General features: G+C 32.5%; 25 protein-coding genes. 23 read left to right on the plus strand and 2 right to left on the minus strand.

Translation table 11 applies throughout. The features are described from left to right. Positions 1 to 3 precede the first annotated feature (3 nt). The 13 genes from AC4FQX_RS03925 (at position 4) to AC4FQX_RS03985 (ending at position 15,660) form a co-directional block, all read left to right on the plus strand. Entirely contained in the window at positions 4 to 1,116 is a 1,113-nt protein-coding gene (locus AC4FQX_RS03925; RefSeq protein ID WP_491166367.1) for a ThiF family adenylyltransferase, read from the plus strand. A 14-nt stretch (positions 1,117 to 1,130) separates the two neighbouring features. Then, entirely contained in the window at positions 1,131 to 1,574 is a 444-nt protein-coding gene (locus tag AC4FQX_RS03930) for a molybdenum cofactor biosynthesis protein MoaE (protein WP_491166368.1), read from the plus strand. 152 nt (positions 1,575 to 1,726) lie between these two features. Beyond that, positions 1,727 to 2,635, plus strand: a complete 909-nt coding sequence (gene moaCB / locus AC4FQX_RS03935; protein WP_491166369.1) for a bifunctional molybdenum cofactor biosynthesis protein MoaC/MoaB — start codon at positions 1,727 to 1,729, stop codon at positions 2,633 to 2,635. Between the two features lie 202 nt (positions 2,636 to 2,837). Next, positions 2,838 to 4,175, plus strand: coding sequence for a sigma-54-dependent transcriptional regulator (locus tag AC4FQX_RS03940; RefSeq protein WP_491166370.1), 1,338 nt, complete (start codon positions 2,838 to 2,840; stop codon positions 4,173 to 4,175). Between the two features lie 495 nt (positions 4,176 to 4,670). Beyond that, complete coding sequence (locus AC4FQX_RS03945) at positions 4,671 to 5,708, plus strand: phage tail-like protein (RefSeq protein WP_491166371.1); 1,038 nt, start codon at positions 4,671 to 4,673, stop codon at positions 5,706 to 5,708. A 175-nt stretch (positions 5,709 to 5,883) separates the two neighbouring features. Beyond that, positions 5,884 to 6,177 (plus strand): DUF7674 family protein, encoded by a 294-nt coding sequence (locus AC4FQX_RS03950; RefSeq protein WP_491166372.1) that lies wholly within the window; start codon positions 5,884 to 5,886, stop codon positions 6,175 to 6,177. A gap of 308 nt (positions 6,178 to 6,485) precedes the next feature. Next, complete coding sequence (gene kdpA / locus AC4FQX_RS03955; protein WP_491166373.1) at positions 6,486 to 8,174, plus strand: potassium-transporting ATPase subunit KdpA; 1,689 nt, start codon at positions 6,486 to 6,488, stop codon at positions 8,172 to 8,174. A 78-nt stretch (positions 8,175 to 8,252) separates the two neighbouring features. Beyond that, positions 8,253 to 10,271, plus strand: a complete 2,019-nt coding sequence (gene kdpB, locus AC4FQX_RS03960) for a potassium-transporting ATPase subunit KdpB (protein WP_491166374.1) — start codon at positions 8,253 to 8,255, stop codon at positions 10,269 to 10,271. A 134-nt stretch (positions 10,272 to 10,405) separates the two neighbouring features. Then, positions 10,406 to 10,966, plus strand: a complete 561-nt coding sequence (locus AC4FQX_RS03965) for a K(+)-transporting ATPase subunit C (protein ID WP_491166375.1) — start codon at positions 10,406 to 10,408, stop codon at positions 10,964 to 10,966. Positions 10,967 to 10,971: 5 nt separating this feature from the next. Beyond that, positions 10,972 to 12,048 (plus strand): porin, encoded by a 1,077-nt coding sequence (locus AC4FQX_RS03970; RefSeq protein ID WP_491166376.1) that lies wholly within the window; start codon positions 10,972 to 10,974, stop codon positions 12,046 to 12,048. A gap of 23 nt (positions 12,049 to 12,071) precedes the next feature. Beyond that, on the plus strand, positions 12,072 to 13,214 hold the full coding sequence (locus tag AC4FQX_RS03975; protein ID WP_491166377.1) for a sensor protein KdpD: 1,143 nt from the start codon (positions 12,072 to 12,074) through the stop codon (positions 13,212 to 13,214). 186 nt (positions 13,215 to 13,400) lie between these two features. Then, positions 13,401 to 13,766 carry a four helix bundle protein gene (locus AC4FQX_RS03980; RefSeq protein ID WP_491166378.1) on the plus strand — a complete coding sequence of 122 codons (366 nt, stop codon included), beginning with the start codon at positions 13,401 to 13,403 and terminating at the stop codon, positions 13,764 to 13,766. 151 nt (positions 13,767 to 13,917) lie between these two features. Beyond that, the gene (locus AC4FQX_RS03985; RefSeq protein ID WP_491166379.1) at positions 13,918 to 15,660 is read left to right on the plus strand and encodes a sensor histidine kinase; all 1,743 of its coding nucleotides are present in this window, start codon (positions 13,918 to 13,920) and stop codon (positions 15,658 to 15,660) included. Between the two features lie 99 nt (positions 15,661 to 15,759). Here the strand turns inward: AC4FQX_RS03985 and AC4FQX_RS03990 are convergent, their stop codons facing one another. Next, complete coding sequence (locus AC4FQX_RS03990; RefSeq protein ID WP_491166380.1) at positions 15,760 to 16,335, minus strand: pentapeptide repeat-containing protein; 576 nt, start codon at positions 16,333 to 16,335, stop codon at positions 15,760 to 15,762. Between the two features lie 138 nt (positions 16,336 to 16,473). Continuing rightward, positions 16,474 to 17,379, minus strand: coding sequence for a hypothetical protein (locus AC4FQX_RS03995; protein WP_491166381.1), 906 nt, complete (start codon positions 17,377 to 17,379; stop codon positions 16,474 to 16,476). Positions 17,380 to 17,726: 347 nt separating this feature from the next. Here AC4FQX_RS03995 and AC4FQX_RS04000 point away from each other — a divergent pair, with 347 nt between their 5' ends. The 10 genes from AC4FQX_RS04000 (at position 17,727) to AC4FQX_RS04045 (ending at position 25,671) form a co-directional block, all read left to right on the plus strand. Then, entirely contained in the window at positions 17,727 to 17,894 is a 168-nt protein-coding gene (locus tag AC4FQX_RS04000) for a hypothetical protein (RefSeq protein WP_491166382.1), read from the plus strand. A gap of 221 nt (positions 17,895 to 18,115) precedes the next feature. Then, positions 18,116 to 18,238, plus strand: a complete 123-nt coding sequence (locus AC4FQX_RS04005) for a hypothetical protein (RefSeq protein ID WP_491166383.1) — start codon at positions 18,116 to 18,118, stop codon at positions 18,236 to 18,238. 119 nt (positions 18,239 to 18,357) lie between these two features. Then, a complete protein-coding gene (locus AC4FQX_RS04010) occupies positions 18,358 to 20,343 on the plus strand; it encodes a tetratricopeptide repeat-containing sensor histidine kinase (protein ID WP_491166384.1) in 1,986 nt (661 codons plus the stop codon). Between the two features lie 12 nt (positions 20,344 to 20,355). Further along, positions 20,356 to 21,021 (plus strand): response regulator, encoded by a 666-nt coding sequence (locus AC4FQX_RS04015; RefSeq protein WP_491166385.1) that lies wholly within the window; start codon positions 20,356 to 20,358, stop codon positions 21,019 to 21,021. A 676-nt stretch (positions 21,022 to 21,697) separates the two neighbouring features. Continuing rightward, positions 21,698 to 21,928: a DUF4177 domain-containing protein gene (locus AC4FQX_RS04020; RefSeq protein ID WP_491166386.1), complete on the plus strand. Its 231-nt coding sequence runs from the start codon at positions 21,698 to 21,700 to the stop codon at positions 21,926 to 21,928. 2 nt (positions 21,929 to 21,930) lie between these two features. Then, positions 21,931 to 22,215 carry a membrane protein insertion efficiency factor YidD gene (yidD, locus tag AC4FQX_RS04025; RefSeq protein ID WP_491166387.1) on the plus strand — a complete coding sequence of 95 codons (285 nt, stop codon included), beginning with the start codon at positions 21,931 to 21,933 and terminating at the stop codon, positions 22,213 to 22,215. Positions 22,216 to 22,228: 13 nt separating this feature from the next. Then, the gene (locus tag AC4FQX_RS04030; protein WP_491166388.1) at positions 22,229 to 23,284 is read left to right on the plus strand and encodes a type I restriction endonuclease; all 1,056 of its coding nucleotides are present in this window, start codon (positions 22,229 to 22,231) and stop codon (positions 23,282 to 23,284) included. 2 nt (positions 23,285 to 23,286) lie between these two features. Further along, a complete protein-coding gene (locus tag AC4FQX_RS04035) occupies positions 23,287 to 23,727 on the plus strand; it encodes an SH3 domain-containing protein (RefSeq protein ID WP_491166389.1) in 441 nt (146 codons plus the stop codon). A gap of 36 nt (positions 23,728 to 23,763) precedes the next feature. Further along, entirely contained in the window at positions 23,764 to 25,329 is a 1,566-nt protein-coding gene (locus AC4FQX_RS04040) for a hypothetical protein (RefSeq protein ID WP_491166390.1), read from the plus strand. A 12-nt stretch (positions 25,330 to 25,341) separates the two neighbouring features. After that, positions 25,342 to 25,671, plus strand: coding sequence for a hypothetical protein (locus tag AC4FQX_RS04045; protein ID WP_491166391.1), 330 nt, complete (start codon positions 25,342 to 25,344; stop codon positions 25,669 to 25,671). Positions 25,672 to 25,749 lie beyond the last annotated feature (78 nt).

Consider the following 25,749-nt stretch of genomic DNA (forward strand, 5'->3'; position numbering starts at 1 on the left):
ATTATGAGCTATTTTAAAAGATATAATAAACAGATCATACTACCCGGTTTTGGCGTAGTCGCACAACAGAAATTAGCAGAAGCAAAAGTTCTGGTTATCGGAGCTGGGGGATTAGGTTGTCCGGTTTTGCAGTTTCTTACCATTGCAGGAATAGGAAATATTGGTATTGCTGATTTTGATACCATTGATTATTCTAACTTACATCGTCAGTTTTTATATGATGAAAGTTCAGTTGGAAAATACAAAGCAGTTATAGCAAAAGAGAAATTACAACAATTAAACTCAGAAGTGAATTTTGAACTATTTATAGAAAAAATAACCAATCAGAATGCACTTGAAATTATAAGAAAATATGATATTGTTGTAGACGGAACTGATAATTTTCAGACACGATATTTAGTGAATGACGCCTGCGTTTTATTAGACAAACCATTAGTTTACGGTTCCCTTTTTCAGTATGAAGGACAGATATCCGTTTTTAATGTAGCAGATAAGGATGGAGTAAAAACAAATTACAGAGACCTGTTTCCGATTCCCCCTAAACCGGATGAAGTTCCTAATTGTAATGAAGCAGGCGTTCTGGGCGTATTATCCGGAATGATTGGTACTATGCAGGCAAATGAAGTAATCAAAGTACTTACAGGAATCGGAGAGGTTTTAAGTAATAAGATACTGGTTTACAATGTTTTAAATAGTAATAATCAAATATTTTATTATAGTAGTTTAAAACAGAATAAACACGCTCAAACAGAGGAAGAATTTCTGAAAATGAATTATGAACAAGTATGTAGTATTTCTCAGGTATTCGGAATAGAGAATCGTAACGAACTTGAAGAGTTATTAAATTCAGAAAATTCTGTTTTAGTAGATGTAAGAAATAAAGATGAAGTTCCTGAGATTATTACTTTTAGGACACTGCATATTCCTTTAAATACTTTAGAAGAAAAAGCAGATTTTTTAGAACAGTTTGATACCATTATTTTTATCTGTCAGTCCGGAGTAAGGAGTCTGAAAGCAGTTCAATTAATACAAAATAAATTTCCTGAAAAGAAAGTTACTCATGTTGAAAATGGTGTTTACACAATTTTAGATCAGGTGATACCATATGACCATTAAAAAATATCCTAAATATGAAAACATATAAAAAAAGAAACTCATTTATAGAAGGAGCTATTTCAGCTAGTTTTATTGCCGAAAGTATTCAGAAACACAGTGGTAAGACCGAGATAGGAGGACATAGTATTTTTTTAGGTCAGATTCGTAATGATATAGTAGAAAACAAAGAGGTGCAGGCAATTCATTTTACAACCTATCCCGAAATGGCAGAAGAAAAAATAGCAGAAATAAGAGAAAGTATTTTTGAAAAGTATGATTTAACCTGCATGCATGTTTATCATAGTCTCGGTATCGTTAAAAAAGGAGAGATATGCCTGTTTGTTTTTACCTCTTCCAAACATAGAAAACCGGCAATGCAGGCATGTGATGAACTCGTAGAACGAATTAAAAAAGAAGTTCCCATATGGGGGGAAGAACGGTTTGAAGATGATAGCTATCAGTGGAAAGAAAACAATTGATAGTTGAAGACAGTTGATAGTTTTTAATTGATAGTTGATAGTTTTTGTAAAATGTTATCTGTAAAAAGTAAAATGTGAGAGAAGTTAACGGAATATCTTTCCTCTTGATTCTTGTTTCTTTCCTCTAAAATATTGTAAATCGTAAATTAAAAATGGTAGATATAACCTATAAAAATAATTCATTACGTATAGCAATTGCCCAAGCAGTTGTAAAAGTAAGCTCACAAGATACAATTGATGCTGTTATAAATAAAAAAGTACCTAAAGGAGACGTTTTCGAAATGGCAAAAACAGCAGGATTATTTGCAGCAAAACGGACCAGTGATATGATTCCCGATTGCCATCCGTTGCCAATAGAGTATACCTCCGTTACCTATGAAATAAAAGACCTGCAGATAATTATCAAAGTAGAAATTCATACGATCTATAAAACCGGTGTTGAGGTAGAAGCCATGCACGCCGCTTCCGTAGTTGCCCTTACCATGTATGATATGTTGAAACCGATTGATAAGAATATTGAAATACATCAGATCAGATTATTAGAAAAAAAAGGAGGAAAATCAGATTTCAAAGATAATTTCAATACTATTCTATCAGCCGCTGTAATAGTTTGTTCAGATAGTATTTCTGCCGGACAGAAAGAAGACAGAGCAGGCAAAGCCATTATTAGAAAACTAGAAGAATGTAAGGTAAACATTGCAGATTATATCATTATTCCTGACGAGATTGCAACTATTCAGACCAATATAAAAAACTATTGTGCTCAGGGAGTGGACTTAATTCTGATAACCGGAGGAACTGGTCTGTCAAAACGAGATAGCACACCGGAAGCAGTAAAGCCTTTATTAGAAAAAGAAATTCCCGGTATCACAGAAGCCATAAGAAGTTACGGTCAGGATCGTACTCCGCTGGCAATGTTATCCAGAAGCGTAGCAGGTTTAATAGGTAATACATTAGTAATAACAATGCCCGGTTCCACAAAAGGAGCCGAAGAATCAATGAATGCTGTTTTTCCTTCCGCATTGCATATTTTTAAAATTATAGACGGAGGGAAACACTAAACTAGTTAATAATTGATAGTTGATAGTTTTGTAAGAAGTAAAATGTTATTTGTGAAATGTAAAATGTGAGGGTAACTGCAAAAGACACAAAGGTCTTGTGAAAACTGAGACTAAAAACGGACTCGCTCAGCTAACTTTAAACCTTAAACTTTAAACCAAATAAACAGATTATTGATTGTTGTATATTTGTAAAAAAGATCAGGTGAAAAAGATACTCATTATAGACGACGAAGAAAAGCTCAGAATACTGATGGCAAGAATCATCAGTTTAGAAGGTTTTGCCGTTTTGCAGGCAGCAGATTGTAAAACCGGACTAAAAAAACTAGAGCAGAATGAAGTTGAGGTAGTTCTTTGCGATGTAAAATTGCCAGATGGTAATGGTGTTGACTTGTCAAAAGAAATAAAAATAAAATACCCTTTTATCGAAATTATTATGCTTACCGCTTATGGTAATATTCCGGATGGAGTACAGGCGATCAAGAACGGAGCATTTGATTATATAACAAAAGGTGATGATAACAATAAGATTATTCCTTTACTATATCGTGCTATTGAAAAAGCAGATTTATCCAAACGGGTACAGCATCTGGAAAAACAATTGGCAGATAAACATTCTTTTGACACTATTATAGGAAATTCAAAAATATTGTCTGCGAGTATTGATCTTGCTAAAAAAGTAGCCGTAACAGGCACTACAGTTCTGCTGACAGGTGAAACAGGTACAGGAAAAGAAGTTTTTGCTCATTCCATACATCTGAATAGTTTGAGAAGTACCAAGAATTTCGTTGCAATAAACTGTTCCGCTTTTACAAAAGATCTACTGGAAAGTGAAATGTTTGGTCATAAAGCCGGAGCTTTTACAGGCGCTCATACCGATAAAAAAGGTTTATTTGAAGAAGCAGACAAAGGAACTATCTTTTTAGATGAAATAGGAGAGATGGCACTGGATCTGCAGGCAAAATTGTTGCGTGTAATTGAAAATGGTGAATTTATAAAAGTAGGCGAAACAAAGGTAACCAAAGTTGATATAAGAATTATTGCCGCTACAAATAGAGAGCTACATAAAGAGATTGAAGCTGGAAATTTTAGAGAAGATTTGTTTTATCGATTATCTGTTTTTCAGATTAATCTACCTTCATTACGAGAAAGAATATCCGATATTCCTCTTTTAACAGAGTACTTTACTTCTGTTTTCTGTGCAAAAATGAATAAAAAGAAAAAATCAATATCATCTCTTTTTATAGAAGCTTTAAAACAACATTCTTTTCCGGGGAATATACGTGAATTAAAAAATATTATAGAAAGAAGCGTTATTCTTGCTGACGCAGATGAACTGACAATAGATAATCTTCCTTTTGATCTACAATTAACAGGTTCTGATGCTAAAGAATTTTCTGCTTTTTCACTGGCAAGTGCCGAAAAGATACATATTCAGAAAGTAATGAATTATACAAATGGTAATAAAACAGAAACTGCTCGTCTATTAAATATTGCCCTGACAACATTATACAGAAAATTAGATGAATATAAAATCAACTAACAGATTTTTCTTTCCGGTTTAATCAGACTTCATAGACCTTGTTTTCAGAATACTAAAGAGTAACATCTCTGTTTAGATAGTTAAATATCTTATCCTAATTAATTACATTTTTACATTATTAATAAAAACAAAATAATTTGATTTAAAGAATTGTTACTAAAAATAATTTTTTTTTAATGTATTTAATGAAAATAAGTATAAATATCATATAATATAAATATTAATGATGTTTGTTTTGCGTATTATTTATTTTTTTTATTAAATAAAATATTATTTATATTTTCAATTTGTATTACTTTGTGATTCTTTTTCTTTTTTTAATAATAAAAATACTAAGTTTGTCTTTTTATTAACGGTAGTTTGTTCGTATTCAATATTTTAATTATTTAAAGCTCAGATGTTTTATTAAGTATAACTAAATTGTTAGCTTATTTTATATTGTTAGCTTTCGAAAAATGTAAATTATCACACTTATTTAATTATAGAATATCAAAAATGAAAAATGTTTTTATTCATTCTAAATTCCTGAAACAAGGAATTCTTTTTTTTATGGTTTTATACCAATCACATATTTTTTCACAATCTAAAATTTCTGATCTGAATCAGGGACCGTCACAATCTGATGAAAATGCAATATTAGAATTTGAAACAAATAATAAAGGAGTATTAATACCAAGGATAGCTTTGAGTGGAGTTAGTTCCTTCCTTCCCTTAACAAATCATGTAGCAGGAATGTTAGTTTATAATACTGTAACAGCAGGTAGAGGAGATAATAATGTGACCCCCGGAGTTTATTTTAATAATGGAAATAAATGGGTTAAATCAGAAGCAGATGATTTAGGTAGTCATATTGCAACAGAAAATTTAGATTTAAACGCTAATAATATTAATAATATTGTAAGTACAACAACTGATTTTTTAACAATTAAGAAAGGACTGAATGGAACAGGTTCTATTTACGGAGCAATAGCAGTTGCAAGGGACAATACAGGAGCTGTATATTGGTCATCTCCACATGATATGCCTGTCACTATTCCTACATCTGTAATTGTTTTAGATATAGTAAAATCAAACTTAAATTTGATATTAAATAGAGGGGATGAAGAAATAGAAGGAGAAATAATAAACGCTCCTGTTTTGAAGGAAAATAATATTGTTAAAATTAAATATGAATTAGATGGAATAGTTCCACGATTACTATTTAATATAGGAAATTATCGTATTGATGTAGAATTAACATTTTCTATAATAACGAAACCGGATCCTTCCCCTGCTCTTAAAGTACATAGCTACTTTATGGATTTTCCAGATGGTGGAGGAATAAAAAGAATTCGTCAAAATCAGGTTTCATATGGAGCAGACGTAGGTGAAAAAGTTTATCATAGTATTTCTATGTCCAGTATTGCCAGAGTTACAACAAATAATCTTAGTTGGAATCTTAGAATAGGAAGAAGTTTTTCTGGTAATTATGAAGGTGAGGTTGTATTAGAATCCGGTAATATTATAATAACACAATTAACAGATTCAAAGTAGAAGATAAATACCTTGTCAAAACGATATACCTAACCCTATCAAAATGATAGGGTTTTTTATATTATTAAAATGAGATAAAAGAATAAAGTCATATAGAATAAGGGTTTATGACGATTTTGTGTTTTTGGGAATAACTTTTGGCATATAAAAAGAAAATAATAAATTCCAGTCTATTATGAAAGATCAAAAAAATTCTAATATCGAAACCCAAATGCAGCGATTTGCTGATATTACAAAAAAATTGCTTCAGCAAAATAGGATAGAACGTGCTAAAAAATGTATCTCCATTGCTGAAAATTTACTGAAAGATAAAAATTGTAAAGTAAAAAATGCAGTTAGTGTTGTTTATGTGTTTTCCGTTTCAATATTTATTGAGATCAACAGTAATCTGGGGATTCGGGTAAATAATATCTTTCCTGAATTACTTCTTATTGAATATAAAAATCAAATAAATACATCTGGCGTATGATCACTCTAATCCTGATTATTGTAGGTATTCTGTGCTTTGGAATTTGTTACAAAGCAATTAACTATTTTGAAAAAATATAAAATTATGAAAATCCTTTTTTTAGTAGGTATTGCGGTGTTTTGTTATATCTGTTACGTTTTAATGAAACCCGAAAAATTTTAATTTAGTAAAATGTAAAATGTTTTTAGTAAAATGTAAAATAGGAGAGGTAATTCGGTTACTGATAATTTGGTTTTTCACATTTTACTAAAAACATTTCACTTCTTACATAAAACATTTTACAAATAACCCTTTTACAGAAAATAAAAATGAATACAGAGATTTCAGGAATTCTTCTTATGTTTTTTGCTACTCTATTGTTAGCCATTCCATTAGGAAGATATATTGCAAAAGTTTATTCAGGAACAAAAACATGGCTTGATCCTGTTTTTGACCCTTTAGAAAAACTATTTTTTAAAATAAGTGGTATTGACGCTACCAAAGAGATGAATTGGAAGCAACATTTATCAGCATTATTAATCATAAATGCAGTCTGGTTCCTTTTAGGAATGTTTGTTTTAACATGTCAGAGCTGGTTACCTCTAAACCCGGATCATAATCCTAATATGTCACCCGATCTTGCCTTTAATACAACCATTTCCTTTTTAGTGAATTGTAATTTACAACATTATGCAGGAGAAACAGGAGTAAGTTATTTATCCCAGTTGTTCTTAATGTTCTTACAGTTTGTTTCCGCAGGAATCGGTTTAGCAGCAGCAGCAGTTTTGTTTAATGCTCTCAAAGAAAGGACAACAACAGAATTAGGGAATTTTTACAATTATTTTGTAAAATCCTGTCTTAGAATTTTATTACCCGTTTCCGTAGTTGTAGCTGTGATCTTATTATTCAACGGTACACCAATGACCTTTGACGGAAAAGAGACCATGACTACCGTTCAGGGAGAAGCAGTACAAGTAGCAACAGGTCCTGCCGCTGCATTTATAGCAATAAAACACGTTGGTACAAACGGAGGTGGATTCTTTGGTACGAACTCTGCCCATCCTTTTGAAAATCCGAACTATTTGACCAATATGGTTGAAATGATTGCTCAGATGATTATCCCTTTTGCAATGATCTTTGCTTTAGGGTTCTATCTGAAAAAACAGAAATTCTCATGGATGATTTTTAGTGTAATGACAATAGGATTTTTGTTACTGGCTATTCCCAATGTAATAAACGAAATGAGTGGCAATCCCACAATAGCTAAGATGGGGATTGATAATTCACTTGGTGCCATGGAAGGTAAAGAAATTCGTTTTGGTGCAGCCGCATCAGGATATTGGAGTATTGCAACTACTGTAATATCCACAGGTTCTGTAAACTCCATGCATGATAGTTCCATGCCTTTATCCGGAATGAACGAATTACTGGCAATGATGGTTAACTGTTTTTATGGCGGTTGTGGAGTAGGACTTTTAAACTTTTATATTTTTATTATACTTGCCGTTTTTATTAGTGGATTGATGGTTGGAAGAACTCCCGAGTTTATGGGTAAAAAGATTGAAGCCCGCGAAATGAAAATAGCCATGATTATTGCCTTATTGCATCCTTTCCTGATATTAGCAGGTACTGCAATTACCACATCCTTACCCCAATATGGCGCAGACACTCTGAATAATCCCGGGTTTCATGGATTTAGTGAAATGTTATATGAATTTACTTCATCATCAGCAAATAATGGTAGTGGATTTGAAGGACTGGGAGATAATACGCCATGGTGGAATATCAGTACCGGAATTGTTTTACTGTTATCTCGTTTTTTACCGATTATAGGACCTATTGCTATTGCCGGAATCCTGGCAGGTAAAAAATATATTCCGGAAAGCAACGGAACACTAAAAACAGACACAGCCACTTTTGGTTTAATGATTTTTGCAGTAATTGCAATTATCTCTGCTTTAGCCTTTTTTCCCGCACTGACCTTAGGACCCATAGCAGAACATTTTTCAATGAAATAGTTGATAGTTTATAATGGATAATTGATAGTTGTTCAGCCAACTTTAAACCTTAAACTTTAAACAAATAATTAAAAAAAAATGAAACCTCAAAATAAATCATTATTTCAAAAAGACCTGATGCAAGAAGCCTTAAAACAGTCTTTTGTGAAACTGAATCCTAAAAAAATGTTCCGAAATCCGGTAATGTTTACCGTTGAAATAGGAACACTTGTAATGTTTTTTGTATGTCTGTGGATACTCTCAGGAGAAAAGTCACAAGGAAGTATAGCCTATAATTTTATTATATTCCTGATATTATTTATTACATTACTATTTGCCAATTTTGCAGAAGCAATCGCAGAAGCCAGAGGTAAAGCTCAGGCGGATAGTTTAAGAAAAACAAGAGAAGAAACCCCAGCTAAATTAGAGAATGGAACAACGATCAGTTCCAGTCAATTAAAAAAAGGCGATATTTTTGTTTGCGAAAGCAATGATATAATTGCTACAGATGGCGAAATTATTGAAGGACTGGCTACCATTGATGAAAGTGCCATTACAGGAGAAAGTGCTCCCGTGATTCGTGAAGCAGGAGGAGACAAGAGTAGTGTGACCGGAGGAACAAAAGTTTTATCAGATAAAATAAAAGTTCAGGTAACCACAGAACCCGGAGAAAGCTTTCTTGATAAGATGATTGCTTTAGTAGAAGGAGCATCCAGGCAAAAAACACCAAATGAAATAGCACTGACCATATTACTGGCAGGATTTACATTGGTATTTATAATTGTGACTATGACCTTAAAACCATTTGCTGATTTTGCAAATGCACCTATCACCATTGCTGCTTTTATTTCCTTATTTATTTGTCTGATTCCCACAACTATTGGAGGTTTATTATCTGCCATAGGAATTGCCGGAATGGACAGAGCTTTAAGAGCCAATGTTATTACTAAATCCGGTAAAGCAGTTGAAACAGCAGGAGACATAGACGTACTTTTATTAGATAAAACAGGAACAATTACAATAGGAAACAGAAAAGCGACCCGTTTTTATCCAACAAAAGGAGTAAGCGAAGATGATTTTATAAAAGCCTGCGTACTGTCATCACTAGCGGATGAAACACCGGAAGGAAAATCAATAATTGAACTCGCAGGAAAAGAAGTTTCCGGAAGATTATCCATTCAGGGAGCAACATTGATAAAATTTACTGCCGAAACCAGAAGTAGTGGTGTTAATCTTCCCGATGGTACAAGTATCAGAAAAGGAGCTTTTGATTCTATCCGAAAACTAAGCGAAGCAGCAGGGCACACCTTTCCGGATGAAACAGGAGAAATAGTAACGCAGATTGCCGGTAATGGCGGAACCCCCTTAGTCGTTTCAGAAAACAATAAGATTGTTGGTGTTATCGAATTACAGGATATTATAAAACCCGGAATTCAGGAACGTTTCGAAAGACTTAGAAAAATGGGAGTTAAAACCGTTATGGTAACAGGCGATAACCCTTTAACAGCTAAATTTATAGCCGAAAAAGCCGGAGTAGATGATTTTATTGCAGAAGCAAAACCAGAAGATAAAATGAACTATATCAAAGCAGAGCAACAACTGGGGAAACTCGTTGCCATGATGGGAGACGGTACAAATGACGCACCCGCTCTGGCACAGGCAGATGTAGGAGTAGCTATGAATAGTGGAACACAGGCAGCCAAAGAAGCCGGTAATATGGTGGATCTGGATAATGATCCGACAAAATTGATTGAAATTGTAGAAATAGGAAAACAGTTATTAATGACAAGAGGAACATTAACTACTTTTAGTATTGCGAATGATGTAGCTAAATATTTTGCAATTATTCCTGCTTTGTTCATAACCGCTATTCCCGCTTTACAAGGTTTAAATATTATGCGATTACACAGTCCCGAAAGTGCGATTCTTTCAGCAGTAATTTTTAATGCCATTATTATTCCGTTCTTAATTCCGTTAGCGTTAAAAGGAGTTGCCTATAAACCGATCGGAGCTTCCGCTCTGTTGAGAAGGAACTTACTAATATACGGATTAGGAGGTGTAATAGTACCTTTTATCGGAATTAAAGTAATTGATATGATCGTATCTGTTTTTATGTAAATGTAGTTTGTAAAATGTAAAAAGTAAGATGTGATTGATGAAAAAAGAAGATATTAGTTATTGATAAAACGATTTCTTCCTTTTACTAAAAACATTTCACATTTTACAAAAAAAAATCATCTAAAAAGAAAAAAATGAAAAAATATATAATTCCATCTGTTAAATTAACCCTGATTTGCCTAATATTTTTTTCAGGGATTTATACCTTAGCAATATTAGGTATTGCCCAATTGGCTCCTAACAAAGGAAAAGGAAAGATCATAGAAGAAGGTACAAAAACCTATTATGAAAATATAGGTCAATCCTTTACAGAATCTAAGTATTTTAACTCCAGACCTTCAGCAGTTAATTATAATGCAGCTGCCTCAGGAGCAAGCAATAAAGGAGCCTCTAATGTAGAATATCTGGCTGCTGTACAAAAGAGAATAGATACTTTTTTAATTCAGAATCCCGAAGTAGATAAAAGCGAAATCCCAATGGATTTAATTACTGCCAGTGCTAGCGGATTAGACCCTAATATTTCCGTACAGGCAGCAAAAGTACAAGTAAAACGGATTGCTAAAATCAGAAAAGTGTCAGAGCGCAGTTTATACGAGCTGATAGATGAACAAACCGAAAAACCTGTATTAGGATTTTTTGGACCAGAGAAAATAAACGTATTGAAATTAAATCTGGCGTTGAGTTCTGCCGAATAATTCAGATGAAAACGATAGTAATTCAGATAATGTGCCTGTTAACTATTTCAGTTTATGCACAACGTGAAGCTGGCTCTCTGCCTTTTAATTTTAGTGGTTATTTAGAGACCTATTATATTTATGATTTTAATAAACCGAAAGACAATATAAGACCCGGTTTTATATACTCACATAACAAACATAATGAAGTAAATCTAAATTTAGGATATATAAAAGCAGCCTATACAAAGGAGAATGTAAGAGCTAATTTAGCCTTTATGGCAGGAACCTATGCAAACACTAATTTAGCAGCAGAATCCGGCACATTACGAAATGTATATGAGGCAAATGTTGGAGTAAAAATTTCCGGATCAGAGAATATCTGGATAGATGCCGGAATTTTCAGTTCACATATTGGTTTTGAAAGTGCAGTAGGAAAAGATTGTTTTACAATGACAAGAAGTATTTCTGCAGAAAACACACCTTATTTTGAAACCGGAGCAAAGATATCATATACAACAAATAATAATAAATGGTTTATCAGTGTACTAGTTCTGAATGGGTGGCAGCGAATTGAGAAAGTAGAAGGGAATAATTCGCTAGCTTTCGGTCACCAGTTAACGTACAGACCAAACGAAAGAGTAACTTTGAACAGTAGTTCATTTATAGGAAACGATAAACCCGAAGAAACAAGACAAATGCGATATTTTCATAATTTTTTCGGTCAGTTTCAGATAAACAAAAGATGGGCGGCTATCATAGGCTTTGATCTTGGAGCAGAACAAAAAGAAAAAGGAAGTGCTGTTTATAATATGTGGTATTCTCCCGTTATAATTGCAAAATATACAGTTACAGATAAGATAAATATTGCAGCAAGAGTAGAATATTATTCTGATAAAGATGAAGTAATCGTTACAACAGGAACAACAAGAGGATTTCAGACTTTCGGTTATTCCGTAAATTTGGATTATGCAATTTATGATTCCGTATTATGGAGAATTGAAGCCAGAGTATTGAATAGTAAAGACAATATATTTATTAAAGAAGCGCAACTGGTCAATGATGATTACTTTGTAGGAACATCATTAGCGGTTTCTTTCTGAAAAAATTAATAACTTAGACTGCCATGGATAATGATATGACCGAAAAAGAACAAAATGTACAGCATTTCCTTGAATTGATTAAAAAATCCAGAAGAGGGAAGTTCAAGATCTATATTGGTATGAGTGCCGGTGTAGGGAAGAGCTATCGTATGCTTAAAGAAGCACAGGCGTTGTTGCGAAATGGAATTGATGTAAAGATTGGTTATATAGAAACCCATGGTAGAAAAGACACAGAAACACAATTACAAGGACTACCCGTAATACCACGTCGAAGACTATTTTATAAAGGAAAAGAGTTAGACGAAATGGATGTGCAGGCAATCATTAATCTGAGACCTGAAGTCGTTATTGTCGATGAGTTGGCACATACCAATATAGAAGGAAGTAAAAATGAGAAACGATGGCAGGATGTTATGGAGATTCTTTCTGCAGGTATCAATGTTATCAGTGCTATTAATATTCAGCACATTGAAAGTCTCAATGAAGAAGTAAAAAAGATTACCGGAATAGAAGTACAGGAGCGCATTCCGGATAGTGTTCTGGCACAGGCAGACGAAGTCGTAAATATTGATATGACAGCAGACGAATTAATAGACAGACTCAAAGAAGGAAAAATTTATAAAGTAGACAAAATTGAAAGTGCCCTAAAAAACTTCTTTAAAAGTGAACATATCCTCCAACTTAGAGAATTAGCATTAAAAGAAGTAGCCTTACAAGTAGAAAGAAAAGTAGAAATCGAAGTCGTTACCCGTGGTATTACAAATGTTCGTCAGGAAAGACTGATGGCGTGTATAAGCAGTAATGAAAAAGTAGCAAAACGAATCATAAGAAAAACAGCCCGCTTAGCCAATTACTACAATTGTAAATGGTATGTTCTGTACGTTCAGATTCCAAAAGAAAGTGCTAACAGAATAGCTTTGGATAAACAGAGACATTTGATTAATAATTTTAAACTGGCAACAGAACAGGGAGCAGAGATTATTAAAATTGAAAATAATTCCGTTTCCAGAGGAATTATAGACCAGGCAAAAGAAAAACAAATCACAACAATCTGTATGGGTAAACCCCATCTCAATTTATTAAATATAATTCTGGCAACACACGTTTTTAATGAATTATTAAACAAATTAGCAATGAACGATATTGACTTGATCATTTTAAGTTAATCAATATAGTTGATAAGGTATAGTTGATAGTTTTGATATAGATAAAGGATAAATAAGTTGATAGTTAAAGGAATAGGTATGAAAAATAGATTAGTAAGAAAATTAGTTGTATTTTTCAACTTGAATTATTAAGCCTCTCTCTAAGATATCGTTACAGGCATCAAAACTATCAACTATATAAGAATTATGAATAATAGTATTATTAAAGAAAAATCATTTGTTTTTGCTATTAGGATAGTGAGGTTATATCAACATATTTCAGTAGAAAAAAAAGAATTTACACTATCAAAACAATTACTTAGAAGCGGAACATCTGTTGGAGCGAATATTAGTGAAGCTTTACAGGGTTCCTCAAAAAAAGACTTTATTAATAAGATGAATATTTCACTTAAAGAAGCACAGGAATCAGAATATTGGTTACGTTTACTGTATCAAACAGACTATTTATCAGAAAAAGAATTTCAATCTATTTATGATGATAGTATTGAACTTATTAAAATGCTTACATCTATAATTAAAACATCAAGAGTTAATGAGCTGAAAAATAGTTGACGATATATAGTTGATAGCTGATAAACTATCCACTAACTAAACAGTATGATTATCAAAACTATCAATTGTCCACTATAAACTATCCACTAATTAAACAGTATGATTATCAAAACTATCAACTATACACTATTAACTATCAACTAACTGTGTTATGAAAATAAAGACAAAATTAACCCTTGGCGTTGGGCTTTTATTTTTTTTAATTGCTTTACTTGCTCTGATGGGGATCAGACAAATAAACTCGCTGGCTTCAGATACAGAAAATATCCTTGAGGCTAATTATATTTCATTGGATTTTTCCAGAAAAATGCTGAAATCAATTGATGATCAGAGTACAGATGATTTTGGTTATGATAAGTTTGAAGGATATTTAAAAAGTCAGCAGAATAACGTAACAGAAGTTGGAGAAGGAGAATTGACAGAAAATCTGGCAGGGCATTATAATTTGTTAAAACAAGATCCTCAAAATACCGCCGTTGTCAAACAGATTAGAAATGACCTGAATGACATTATGAAACTGAATATGGATGCTATCAAAAGAAAAAGTGAAGTAGCCTCCGAAACAGCAGATAATGCTATCCTTTGGATAGGTTTTGTTGGTACAGCCTGTTTTCTGATTGCCTTTACATTACTTTTAAACCTACCCAGTAATATTGCAGACCCTATTCAGGAGCTATCAGAGAGTATTAAGCAAATTGCGGCTAAGAATTATTCCCAACGTGTACATTTTGAAACCAATAATGAGTTTGGAGATTTAGCAAGATCCTTTAATACAATGGCAGAAAAATTACAAGAATACAGTGATACAACCCTTGCCAAAATAATGACGCAGAAAAAGCGTATTGAGACCTTAATAAACAATATGAATGATCCCGTTATCGGATTAGACGAGAATAACAATATCATATTTATTAATGAAGAACTACAGAAAATATCAGGATTAAAAGAAGCTGATCTAATTGGAAAACCCGCGCAGGAAGTATCATTATCAAACGATTTGATCCGTAGTCTGATCAGAGACCTTCTGATTGAGAATAAAAAGAAGAAGAACGAAGAACCACTTAAAATATACGCAGACGGAAAAGAAAGCTATTTCGAAAAAGAAATTGTAAACATATCTATTCTGCCTACCGGAGAAACAGAAAAGAAAAAGATCGGTTCCGTTATTATTCTGAGAAACGTAACCGCATATAAAGAGCTGGATTTTGCTAAAACCAATTTTATAGCAACCGTTTCACATGAATTTAAAACCCCGATAGCCTCCATGAAAATGAGTTTACAGTTATTAGAAAAAGAGCAGATCGGCAGTATAAACGAAGAACAGAAAAATCTGCTTTACAGTATTAACGATGATGCAGACCGTCTTTTGCGTACCACAAGTGAGTTACTGAATATAACCCAGGTCGAAACCGGAAAAGCACAATTAAACATCGTTCCCTGTCAGCCACAGACTATAGTAAAAGATGCAATAGAAGGCACATTAAACATAGCAGAGCAGAAAAACATAAAAATAAAAAGTGATTTTCCCAAAACAGTATCTCAAGTAATGGCAGATCAGGAAAAAACAACATGGATTGTATCCAATCTGATTTCTAATGCGATTCGTTATTCCTATGAAAACAGTACTGTTTTTGTTTCCATCATAGAAAACAAAGATACCATCCAGATTCAGGTTAGAGATACAGGAAAAGGAATAGCGTCCCAATACAAAGAGAAGATATTTGATAAATATTTTCGGGTACCCGGATTATTAGAAGAAGGTACCGGTCTCGGATTAGCGATTAGTAAAGAATTTGTTGAAGTACAAGGAGGAACAATCCATCTGGAAAGTGAATTCGGAACAGGAAGCACTTTTTCAATTAAATTAAAAAAAGTTGATAGTTCGATTAATTGATTTTTAGATAGTTAGAATTGCTATGCAAAATCTTTGATTTTTTGAAAGTGTCGATTAGTGTTCGAATAATCTAATAATCCAACAATCTAAAAAATAGAATTACTCAATAACAAGATCATATTTAGCCAATAATCCTTTCAGTCCCATTTTTGAAAACAGCGCCTTTTTCAGTTGGTTTTTTTCAGGATCAATGATATAATTGTAGCTGCTTTTAAAATCCGTTTTATTTGCTATTGAATTTTCAAAAACAGCCTTATGCAGATTACACGAATCAAAAAGAACCTCCGTTAAATCCGTATTCATAAAATCGACCGCAATCAAACTACAATTAGTAAACGAAGTCCCCTTTATTTTTAGATTATAGAACAAGGAGAAATCAAGGATACAATTTGTAAAATGAATTTCAAACAATAAAGGATTACACATTACAAAACTGACCTCCTTCATCGTACAATCAGTAAACAGAACCTTTCTGAAAGCCACATAGTTAATTTTGGCGTTATTAAAATTACAGTTTACAAACGTACAGTCTATAAAAGCCACACCTAAAAAATCGCACTGAGAAAAATCACAATTTGTAAAAACAGAAGCCTCAAACTCATTAAACAGAATAGCATCATCCAAGAAAATAATATCCTTTCTATCAATTCCGTAACTATAATTTTCTGTTGTCATAATTTTTTAATCTTCCGAAACTATAGATAAGATGTTTCATAGAATAGCTGTAAAATTAGATGATTTAAATTGAATGAATACTACTAATTAACAAAAGCAGTTTATCATCTAACTATCGAAAAATTCAATACTCGAATATTATTCCGTTGGACTTACAAAAGACTGAATTCTTTTTTGTCGTTGTTTCTCCAGTATTACATTCTTTATACGAACAGAAATAGGTCTTAGATCCTTTCTGGTAACAGGATGTTTTCCATGATAAGAAAAAATTTCATATTCACCTTTAGCAGACGGACCATACCATACGTTGGGCTGTTTATTTTTAAAGAAAGTAGTAGTATCAGTAGGTATTATTTTTCTAAAATTTTCCAATACAATTGGATCCAGTCCTATTGCTTTTACTCCATTCTCAGGAATAGTAGCAATCGTATCACAATGAATCTGTTCATAATGGTCTTCTTTCCAGATCATGCAGTTAACAGGAGTTGCACTGCCTGTTAATAAATATATTCCACTGCTTAGAACCATAAAAATAGCTAGTATTGTAATACCTGTTTTTAAAGGAGTTGTTTTTTTAGGGTTAGGAGTAGTAATGATCCCTGTAGGTGTAGTATTAGTATTAGATTGAATAGGAGATTCCCCTGCTACTTTAAACGGATTATAATTCTCCTTTTTCTGTTCATTATTGTTTTCACTAATAAATTTGCTATGTGGTCTGGGTTCAAAATCAACTAATAAAGCCGTTAAATTAACAGCAGGTTTTATAGTAAGATTAGTATTGTTTATTAAAAATTTCTGAATAGGTCTGAATTTATCAATATCAAATAAATCTATTTTTCGAGCCTTTGATTCAGTAGAATCATTAGGTTTAAAATCAAAAAAATCAGTAAAGATCTCCTGATCAGAGCTATCTGTTGTACTATTAAAAAGGAAATAACAGAAATCCCTTAGTCGGGCTGGGCTGGGCTGATCTAAAAATCGAGAGTATTGTCCTTTTTTTTCTATTTCATATTTTTCCCTAATAGCTTTTTTATAATCTTCCATCATTTAGTATTTATCAATTTTCGGAATTGAACCGGAATCCTGACGGAACTGACGGAATTAGCGGAATCCGTAGTGTCAGCCCTTTAAAACAGGCATAAATTTGCTTCAGAATTAGTTACAACATCAGTCAGCAATTGAGGCAAATGTACAAACTTGTTCTAATAGGATCGCTAAACAGATTTGAATAATTTATTCGGGAAGTATAACTCATTCCTTTCTGTTTTAGCATCCTATCACTTCCCAAAGCAAAAACAGAGTACCCAAAATTTCACAGCAAGGCTGTAAAAGACGATCTGAGCAAAATCTCAGACAGGGACTCTTATGTCTAATTTTTAATACTAAAGATCATGAAAAAATTATATATATTACCCGTATTATTTGTTTTAGGAACCACTTTATTCTCTTGTTCAGCAGATAATTTAGATGATTATACTACAGAAACAAAAAAAGAAAATCCGTCTGTTCGTAAAGGTGGAGGAGAAGATGGACATATAGAAGAAGAAGAAGAAGTTTAATTCTTTTTTCATTTTATCAGGAAGGAGGCTGTCTTTTTAGACAGTCTTTTTTTGATATATAATATATTTGGAGATACCTTTTATAAAATGAGTTTCTTATAAAGGTTTTCTTTTTACACATAATCTTTCACAATTAGTTCGTATCCTTGTTTTTAATTAAAAACAATAAATTAAGAAACAAATTTTTAGACTAGTAGCATTTATGGTTTTTAGGAACCGCTTTGTTCTCTTGTTCCGCAGATGATTTAGACGATTATACTACAGAAACAAAAAAAGAAAATCCGTCTGTTCGTAAAGGTGGAGGAGAAGATGGACATATAGAAGAAGAAGAAGAACCAAGATGACGATATAACTTCCCCTCTTTTGGAGGGGTGCCCAAAGGGCGGGGTGGATTTATGGAATCATACAGTTTATTTTAATTAAAATAATTAGTAAAGTATAGTATTTTTATTAATTTAGGGGGATGAGTCTACATTTTAAGTTTTGTTCCCCAATTTTAATGATATTACTTTTAATAGCATTATTTTCCTGTGAAAAGAAAAAAAATATTTCTGATACAGATACTACTATCGTTTTTGATTCTTCTGCTTTCTATCTGCAAAGAGCAATAGACACTACTCCTAATTCTGAAAAATTAAAATTAGTTAACAAAGGTTTATTGATAAAGCAAAATAAACAAGATACAGTTTTTTTAAGTCTTTTAGGCTATAAGGCTTATACACTGAATAGATTAAAAGAATATGATAGTGCATTATATTATTCCGATCAGTTAATCCGGTTTGCTCAACTTCAGAAAAACACCTTTTTTATAGCTAAAGGGTATTATCGAAAAAGCAGAACATATCGGTATCTGAATAATTATGAAGCAGAATTTAAAAATAGTTTTCTTTCAAAAAATGAATCATTGTTATTACAGGATAGTCTTCAAATAGGGAAGCGTTTACGAGAAATGGCGATAATACAGGAAAAAACAGGGGATTTTTTTGGAAGTCAGTCCAGTGCTACAGAAGCCATTCCTTATTTAGAAATATCAGAAAAAGCAAAATTATTATTACCGGGAGTTTATAATTGTATTGCTATGGGTTATAAAAAACAAAAGTTATATCACAATGCAATTGAAGAATATCAAAAAGCTCTGATTTATTCTGCTTCAAAAAAAGATAGCGTGACGATCTTAAATAATATAGCTAATGTTTATACACATATGAAAGAATATGAGAAAGCAATAACTACATGGACTCAATTGAATACAGAAAAAGATAAAACTATTCCTTTAACTATTATAGCAAGAATTATGGATAATTTAGCTTATACTCAATGGTTACAAAATCCGAAGAATGATATACTTAAAGATTTACAGGAAGCCTTACTAATACGGCTAAAGGAAAAGGATCAGGAAGGATTACAGGCAAGCTATGAGCATCTATCGGATTATTATATAAGAACAGATAAACAAAAAGCAGTAAAGTATACTATAAAATATTTAGAAGTTTCAAAACAATTAAAAAATTCAGATAATTACTTAGAAGCACTTAAAAAATTAGTTACCATTAATGATGTACCATCTGCTAAAAAGTATGCCCAACAATATATACAATTATCCGATAGTATCAATACCGCTCAGATGAGTGCTAAAAATCAGTTTGCTAAAATAAAGTATGATTATACAAAAGAGAAAGATGAAAACTTGCAGTTAAAAGCAGAGACAGCAGAAAAAGCCCTTTTAATAGAAAGGGGAGAACGACAAAATCAAATATTGATTTTTAGTGTTGTTATTTTAATTTTAACAGGAGTAGGATCTTATTTTGTCTATAAAAAGGAGAAAGAAAAGACAGCCTATAAAACGAAAATAAAATTAGCAGAAGAAATCTATAATACAGAAACCAGAATAGCCAAAGACGTTCATGATGAACTCGCAAATGATGTATATGGCGTAATGACCTTTATACAAACCCAGAATTTGACATCAGAAAATAATAAAGAAAAAGTATTAGGTTCATTAGATGCTATTTATTTACATGCCAGAGATATATCCAGAAGAAACAGTACCATTGATACCGAAAAGAATTATCTAAAACAATTGAAATCCATGTTATCAGAATACAATAGTGATCAGGTTGGTATTATTATTGATAAAAATTTAGAAACCATAGATTGGACAAGTATTCCAAAAGAAAAAAAAATCATTACCTATCGTGTCCTTCAAGAAGTAATGGTTAATATGAGAAAGCACAGTAAAGCAACATTAGCGATTATAAGTTTTGATTGTACTGACAAAAAAGTACAGATTAATTATTCCGATAATGGAGTAGGAATAGCATCCGAGCAGTTAATTCGTAAAAATGGTTTGCAAAATGTGGAAAACCGTATCAATTCCATTCAGGGAGATACTAAATTTGACTCAAATCCCAATGGAGGATTAAAAATTAGTTTAATGTATCCCATTTAAAAAGAATTGATAATGTTTAAAAAAATTTTAATAGCCGATGATATAGACACTACGAATCTGGGTCTTATCACTATTCTTAAAAAACTCCCTTTCTGCGAAGTGAACTACGTACCCTATTGTGATAAAGCTTATTTGGATATCGTAAGAGCCCATCAGGATAATATTCCCTATGATCTGCTAATTAGTGATTTGTCCTTTATAGAAGACAGTAAGCCAACAAAGTATAAATCAGGAGAAGAGCTGATAGAAGCAGTAAAGGAAGTACAGCCCGATCTTAAAGTAGTAGTCTATTCCAGTGATGACAGACCCTTTAAAATAAGAACCCTGTTTGATGATTTGAGAATTAATGCCTATGTTTTTAAAGGACGAGAAGGAACAAAAGAATTAGAACAAGCCATACAAAAGATAAGTGAAGAAGGCACAACTTATATATCGCCTCATTTACTCCCTGCGTTGAAAGGCGAAGCATATGAAATAGATGATCTGGATATTAGGTTACTAAAAAATCTGTCTCAAGGATTATCACAAGAAGAAATAAGCCTCCAGTTACAAAAAGAAAAGTATAAACCCTCAAGTATCAGCAGTATTGAAAAGCGTATTAATAAATTAAAAGTGACTTTTAAAGCAAATAATATAGCTCACCTTATTAGTACTGTAAAAGATCTTGGGCGAATTTAATATGTAAAATGTTTTTTGTGAGATGTAAAATGTAAGAAGTCACTCTTGATTTTGCTCTTCTCCTAACCCGTTTTTTTTAAACCTGTTAGGTATGATTCATTAAGAAAGGAATTGGCTTTTGACTACTACCGAAGGTAAAAAACAGAAAAACGTTTAATTATTAGATTGTTCGATTTCTCAAAATAGCCTTGCTTCAGCAAGGCTATTTTGTTTTAATTGATAGTTGTCAGCTTTATCTTGAACCACAAAATTGTTTTGAATACTGTGTACTGAATACTTTAATCCACTATTTTACGGAAACCTGTAAGGAATTCATTTTTAATTGAGATAAGTTTAGCGAATAGAAGATCTTACAGAATAAAAGAATTGATTTCAGTTATTCTGGTCTTAATTTAACTCCTGCAAGGTCTTTTTTTGACTTTGTAGGTATTCCAATCAATCTTATTTTTAAATATTTTTAAATTTATTTTATTTTTTCATTCAAAGATAAAATAAGAGAATATCGTTTTTAACAAACTGTTAGTCAGTGTCTTGTTTCTATAAAACAGACTCTTCCAAATCAAGAAAGAGCCTGTTTTATTTCGCTCTCTTTCCAAAATGAGGAAACCCGTAAATAATCCATTTCAAATCGCTATAAGTTTGGCTTATAAATAATAACCAAATAAAAATCCTCATTATGGAATACAAAGTAGTACCCTTTACCCCTTCAGTTGATCCTACTAAAAATACCTCAACTCAGGTATCAGAACATTTAGCAAATATGATAACCCATTATTCAGATCAGGGCTGGAAGTATGTCCGACTTGAAAGTGTAGTCACTTTTGTTAAGCCGGTAGCCGGATGTTTTGGACTAGGACAGCAGCAGGGTTATACAACAACAAGCCAAATGGCAGTTTTCAGTAAATAATAATGAAACATTTTCTTTTAATCATTATTCGATTGTACTGGATTACAATCCCTGAATCGAAGAGGAATCGATGTCTTTTCAGAAAATCATGTTCCCGTTACGTATTTGATATTACAGCAGAACAGGGATTTATAAAAGGGATAAGAGCATTTCATTACAGATTTAAGAATTGTAGGCACGGGTCAGTGGCATATACTGACCCCGTTACAGGAGAAAAGAAATTGATATTACCCAATCGTCAGATCATTGAAGAGAGTGAGATTGCAGAACATATTTTACGATTTTAAATAATAAAAAATTATGGAGTTACATGTACAACTTAAAAGTTTAGCAGATAAGATTAATCAGCTAAAAGACAAGATCGAAACAGAAGAATCTACAAAACATGCATTCGTATTGCCATTTATAAACCTTCTCGGTTATGATTCCTTTAATCCGATGGAAGTAGTACCGGAATTTACTGCCGATATAGGATTAAAAAAAGGAGAAAAAGTAGACTATGCTATTTTTCAGAACGGAGCACCCATTCTTATTATTGAATGTAAGAACTGGAAAGAAGATTTATCCGTTCATAATTCACAACTTTTCAGATATTTTCATGTTTCAAAAACACGATTTGCCTTATTGACAAACGGTATAGAATATCAGTTTTACAGTGATCTCGAAGAAAAAAACAAAATGGATGAAAAACCATTTTTAGAATTTGAGATTACCAATTTAAAAGACGTTACCATCAGTGAGATTAATAAATTCCACAAATCGAATTTTGACATTGATAAAATTGTAGACAATGCCAGTTCCTTAAAATATATCAAAGAGATCAAGAAGCAGATTAACGAAGAGTTGTCTGTCCCTTCACATGAGTTTACAAAGTTATTTGCCAGTAAAGTACATACGGGCAGATTAACCGAAAAAGTAATGGAAGAGTTTAAAGAGCTGGTTCAAAAAGCTTTTACACAGATTATCAGTGAAAAAGTAAACGACCGTCTCAATGCCGCATTGACTAAAGAAACCATCAAACAAAAAGAAGAAGCTGTAGTTACAGAAGAAGACAGTAGTAAAATAGTAACAACCGAAGAAGAACTCGAAGGTTACAGAATTGTACTGGCAATATTAAGACAGAAACTGCCTGTTGACAGAATAGCCTATCGGGATACCCAATCTTATTTTGGAATCCTGTTAGACGATAATAATCGTAAACCACTTTGCCGATTACATTTAAACGGAACTAAAAAATATATTGGATTATTCAATCAAGACAAGGTCGAAATAAAAGAGCCTATAGAAACCATAGATGATATCTATTTATTCCAAACAGAACTATTAGCAACCGTAAAATTATATGAAACAGAATAAAGATGAAAACAATACTATTTCTGATACTGCCGCTATATATGGTAATGACAGGTTGTAACCAGCAGGTAACAGCTCAGCCGCCTCAATCTCTTTTAACAATGCAGTCAGAAGAAAGCGGAGGACGAGGAAGATGTACAGGAGATGCGAACTGTAAAGCCTGTAAAAACTGTAGCGGCTGTAAACATTGCGCTTATGATGGAGGAAGTTGCGGTGTATGCAGCAGTCATAAACATACAGTCTATTCAAAATACAAAAAAGGAGATTTTATAGCCGTAACAAAAATTGTAAATATCTATAAAAAACCAGATACATCCAGTGAAGTTATTCAGACTGTTCTAAAAGGAGCAAACCTTATTTATATAGATGCAGTAAATGGCTGGGTAAAGATCAAAGTAGAGAAATCCGGTTTAATAGGATATATACCTGCTAAATCAGTACAATAATCAGATATAAAACAATGATATAAAAATACATTTGCTATGAGTATTAAATTTAGGTTATTAATTATAATGATTTTCTCCCTTTTTATAAGTTGCGGAGACGAAGAAGACCCTTTTAAAGTTGTAAAATTTGATGCCTTCGATACCGGTTTAAATCAAAGAATCGAACAATATCATACCACTATATTTCCAGATTCAGAAACAGTAAAAATTGGAAATCCGAAAGTATACATTGATTTTTCCAATGGATTGCATCAGGCGTATACAGACCATTCCGATAACAAATATTTGACACAATGGATCACGCAGACCCTATCCGCAGAATCAAATATCGAGTGGTTCAAATTAGCCAACAGTACCATTGAAGCAATGGATTTTAAACCAAAAGAACTGTATAATAAAATAGTAGAGCCTAAATCGTATTCAAAAGATATTATGGCTCCTATAGAAGAAGCAGTCAAAGAAATTACCACTTCCGCTAATGACGCCTTATTAATTACAGATTTTGAAGAGTTTGAATTAGACAATCAAACAAGAAGAGGAACAGAGCAGTTTCAGAATTTTGCAAAAGTATATTTTGAAAATTGGCTTTCAAAAGGAAATTCCATTACATTCCTGATTACAGATTTTACAGAAAAAGCAAAAGACGGGCGTAACGTTTCGAAGTATTTATACTATATCATATTCACTTACGGAAATCAGTCCGACAGCAGTATACTAACAAAAATAGAATATGCGTTAAAAGGTCGTTCGTTTGTTCCTGAACGCTTTGATCTGACCAATACCCCATATACAGTAACAACAAATTATGGAGTAGACAAAACAGGAGGAATATTCTATGACGTAGATGCTAAAGAAGGCAAAAAGAATGTGTTAGATTTCAAAAAAGACTCCTATCTCATCAGATCAGCACAAAACAATCCCTTTGAGTTTTATGAATTTGGAGTAAACTGGGAAACCATCCAAGAACTTAAGACCGATTATCAGAAACAAAATGCTTTTACCTATTTCTTCAAAAACCTGTTTATTAATTTAAAAAATGAAGATACCTATACAATCGATGCAATCGAAGTAAAAGTATACGATAGTACCGATGATTTTTTGTCTTTCGCCAAAAGCAAAGAAGTACTCAATCATAAACCGAAACTGGTAAAAGACAATAATGGAGAAAAGATAGTAGATCCCACAGAGACCGATGCAGTTGCTCTGACTTGCTATGATGAAAAAGGAATAGTAAAAGAAGAGTGGATGTATTCCCGTAAAGTATCTCAGCCTCTATCAGAACTATTTATGTTAAACCAAAAGCTATTTGAAAACACCAAAAAGACAGATCGATCAAAAGCAGAATTAGAAGTTCAGTTTCATGATAAGTTTAATATCCTCAGTATTCCAAATCCATCTGGTTTGATACGAGTAGATATTGTGATTACAAAAGTAACACCCAATATATCCAATCCTAAACTAGATCAGTTTAAATGGGATTCCACCACAAGAAAAGGAGAGACAAATCAAGCATTATACGAATCCATTCGCAATACCATTGGTTCAGAGAATATAAAACCAAAAGACAAAGTGATTTATTCCTATTATATCAAAACAATTTAAAAAAAACATACAATGGAAGCATATATAATTTCAGTATCAACAGCATTATTTTTAGTATTAGTTTCAGCAATCGTTGCTAACATGATACAATTCGAAGGAGGTTCAGATCCAAAAGACCCTCAGAGGCGAAAGATCTGGTTTTGGATTTTCGCCGTTTTAACCCCCGTTATAACATTCCTTTTAGGCTACTTCATATTCAAACCCGATGATAACATTATGGTTGTCAACAGATATGTAAAAGCATTAGGAATCGGAACCGGAATAGCATTAATATTCTATATAGCAGCAGGTTTCGTACTAAGTAAGTTATTTAGAAACAGCAAAATAGGAAACTGGTTTTAATTTAGTTGATAGTTTGATTCTCGTTCCGCAAAAGTCTCTGACTTTGCGGATGTGTCAACCAGTCTAAGACTGGAGTAA

This window comes from Flavobacterium sp. AK-301 (genome assembly GCF_058310215.1).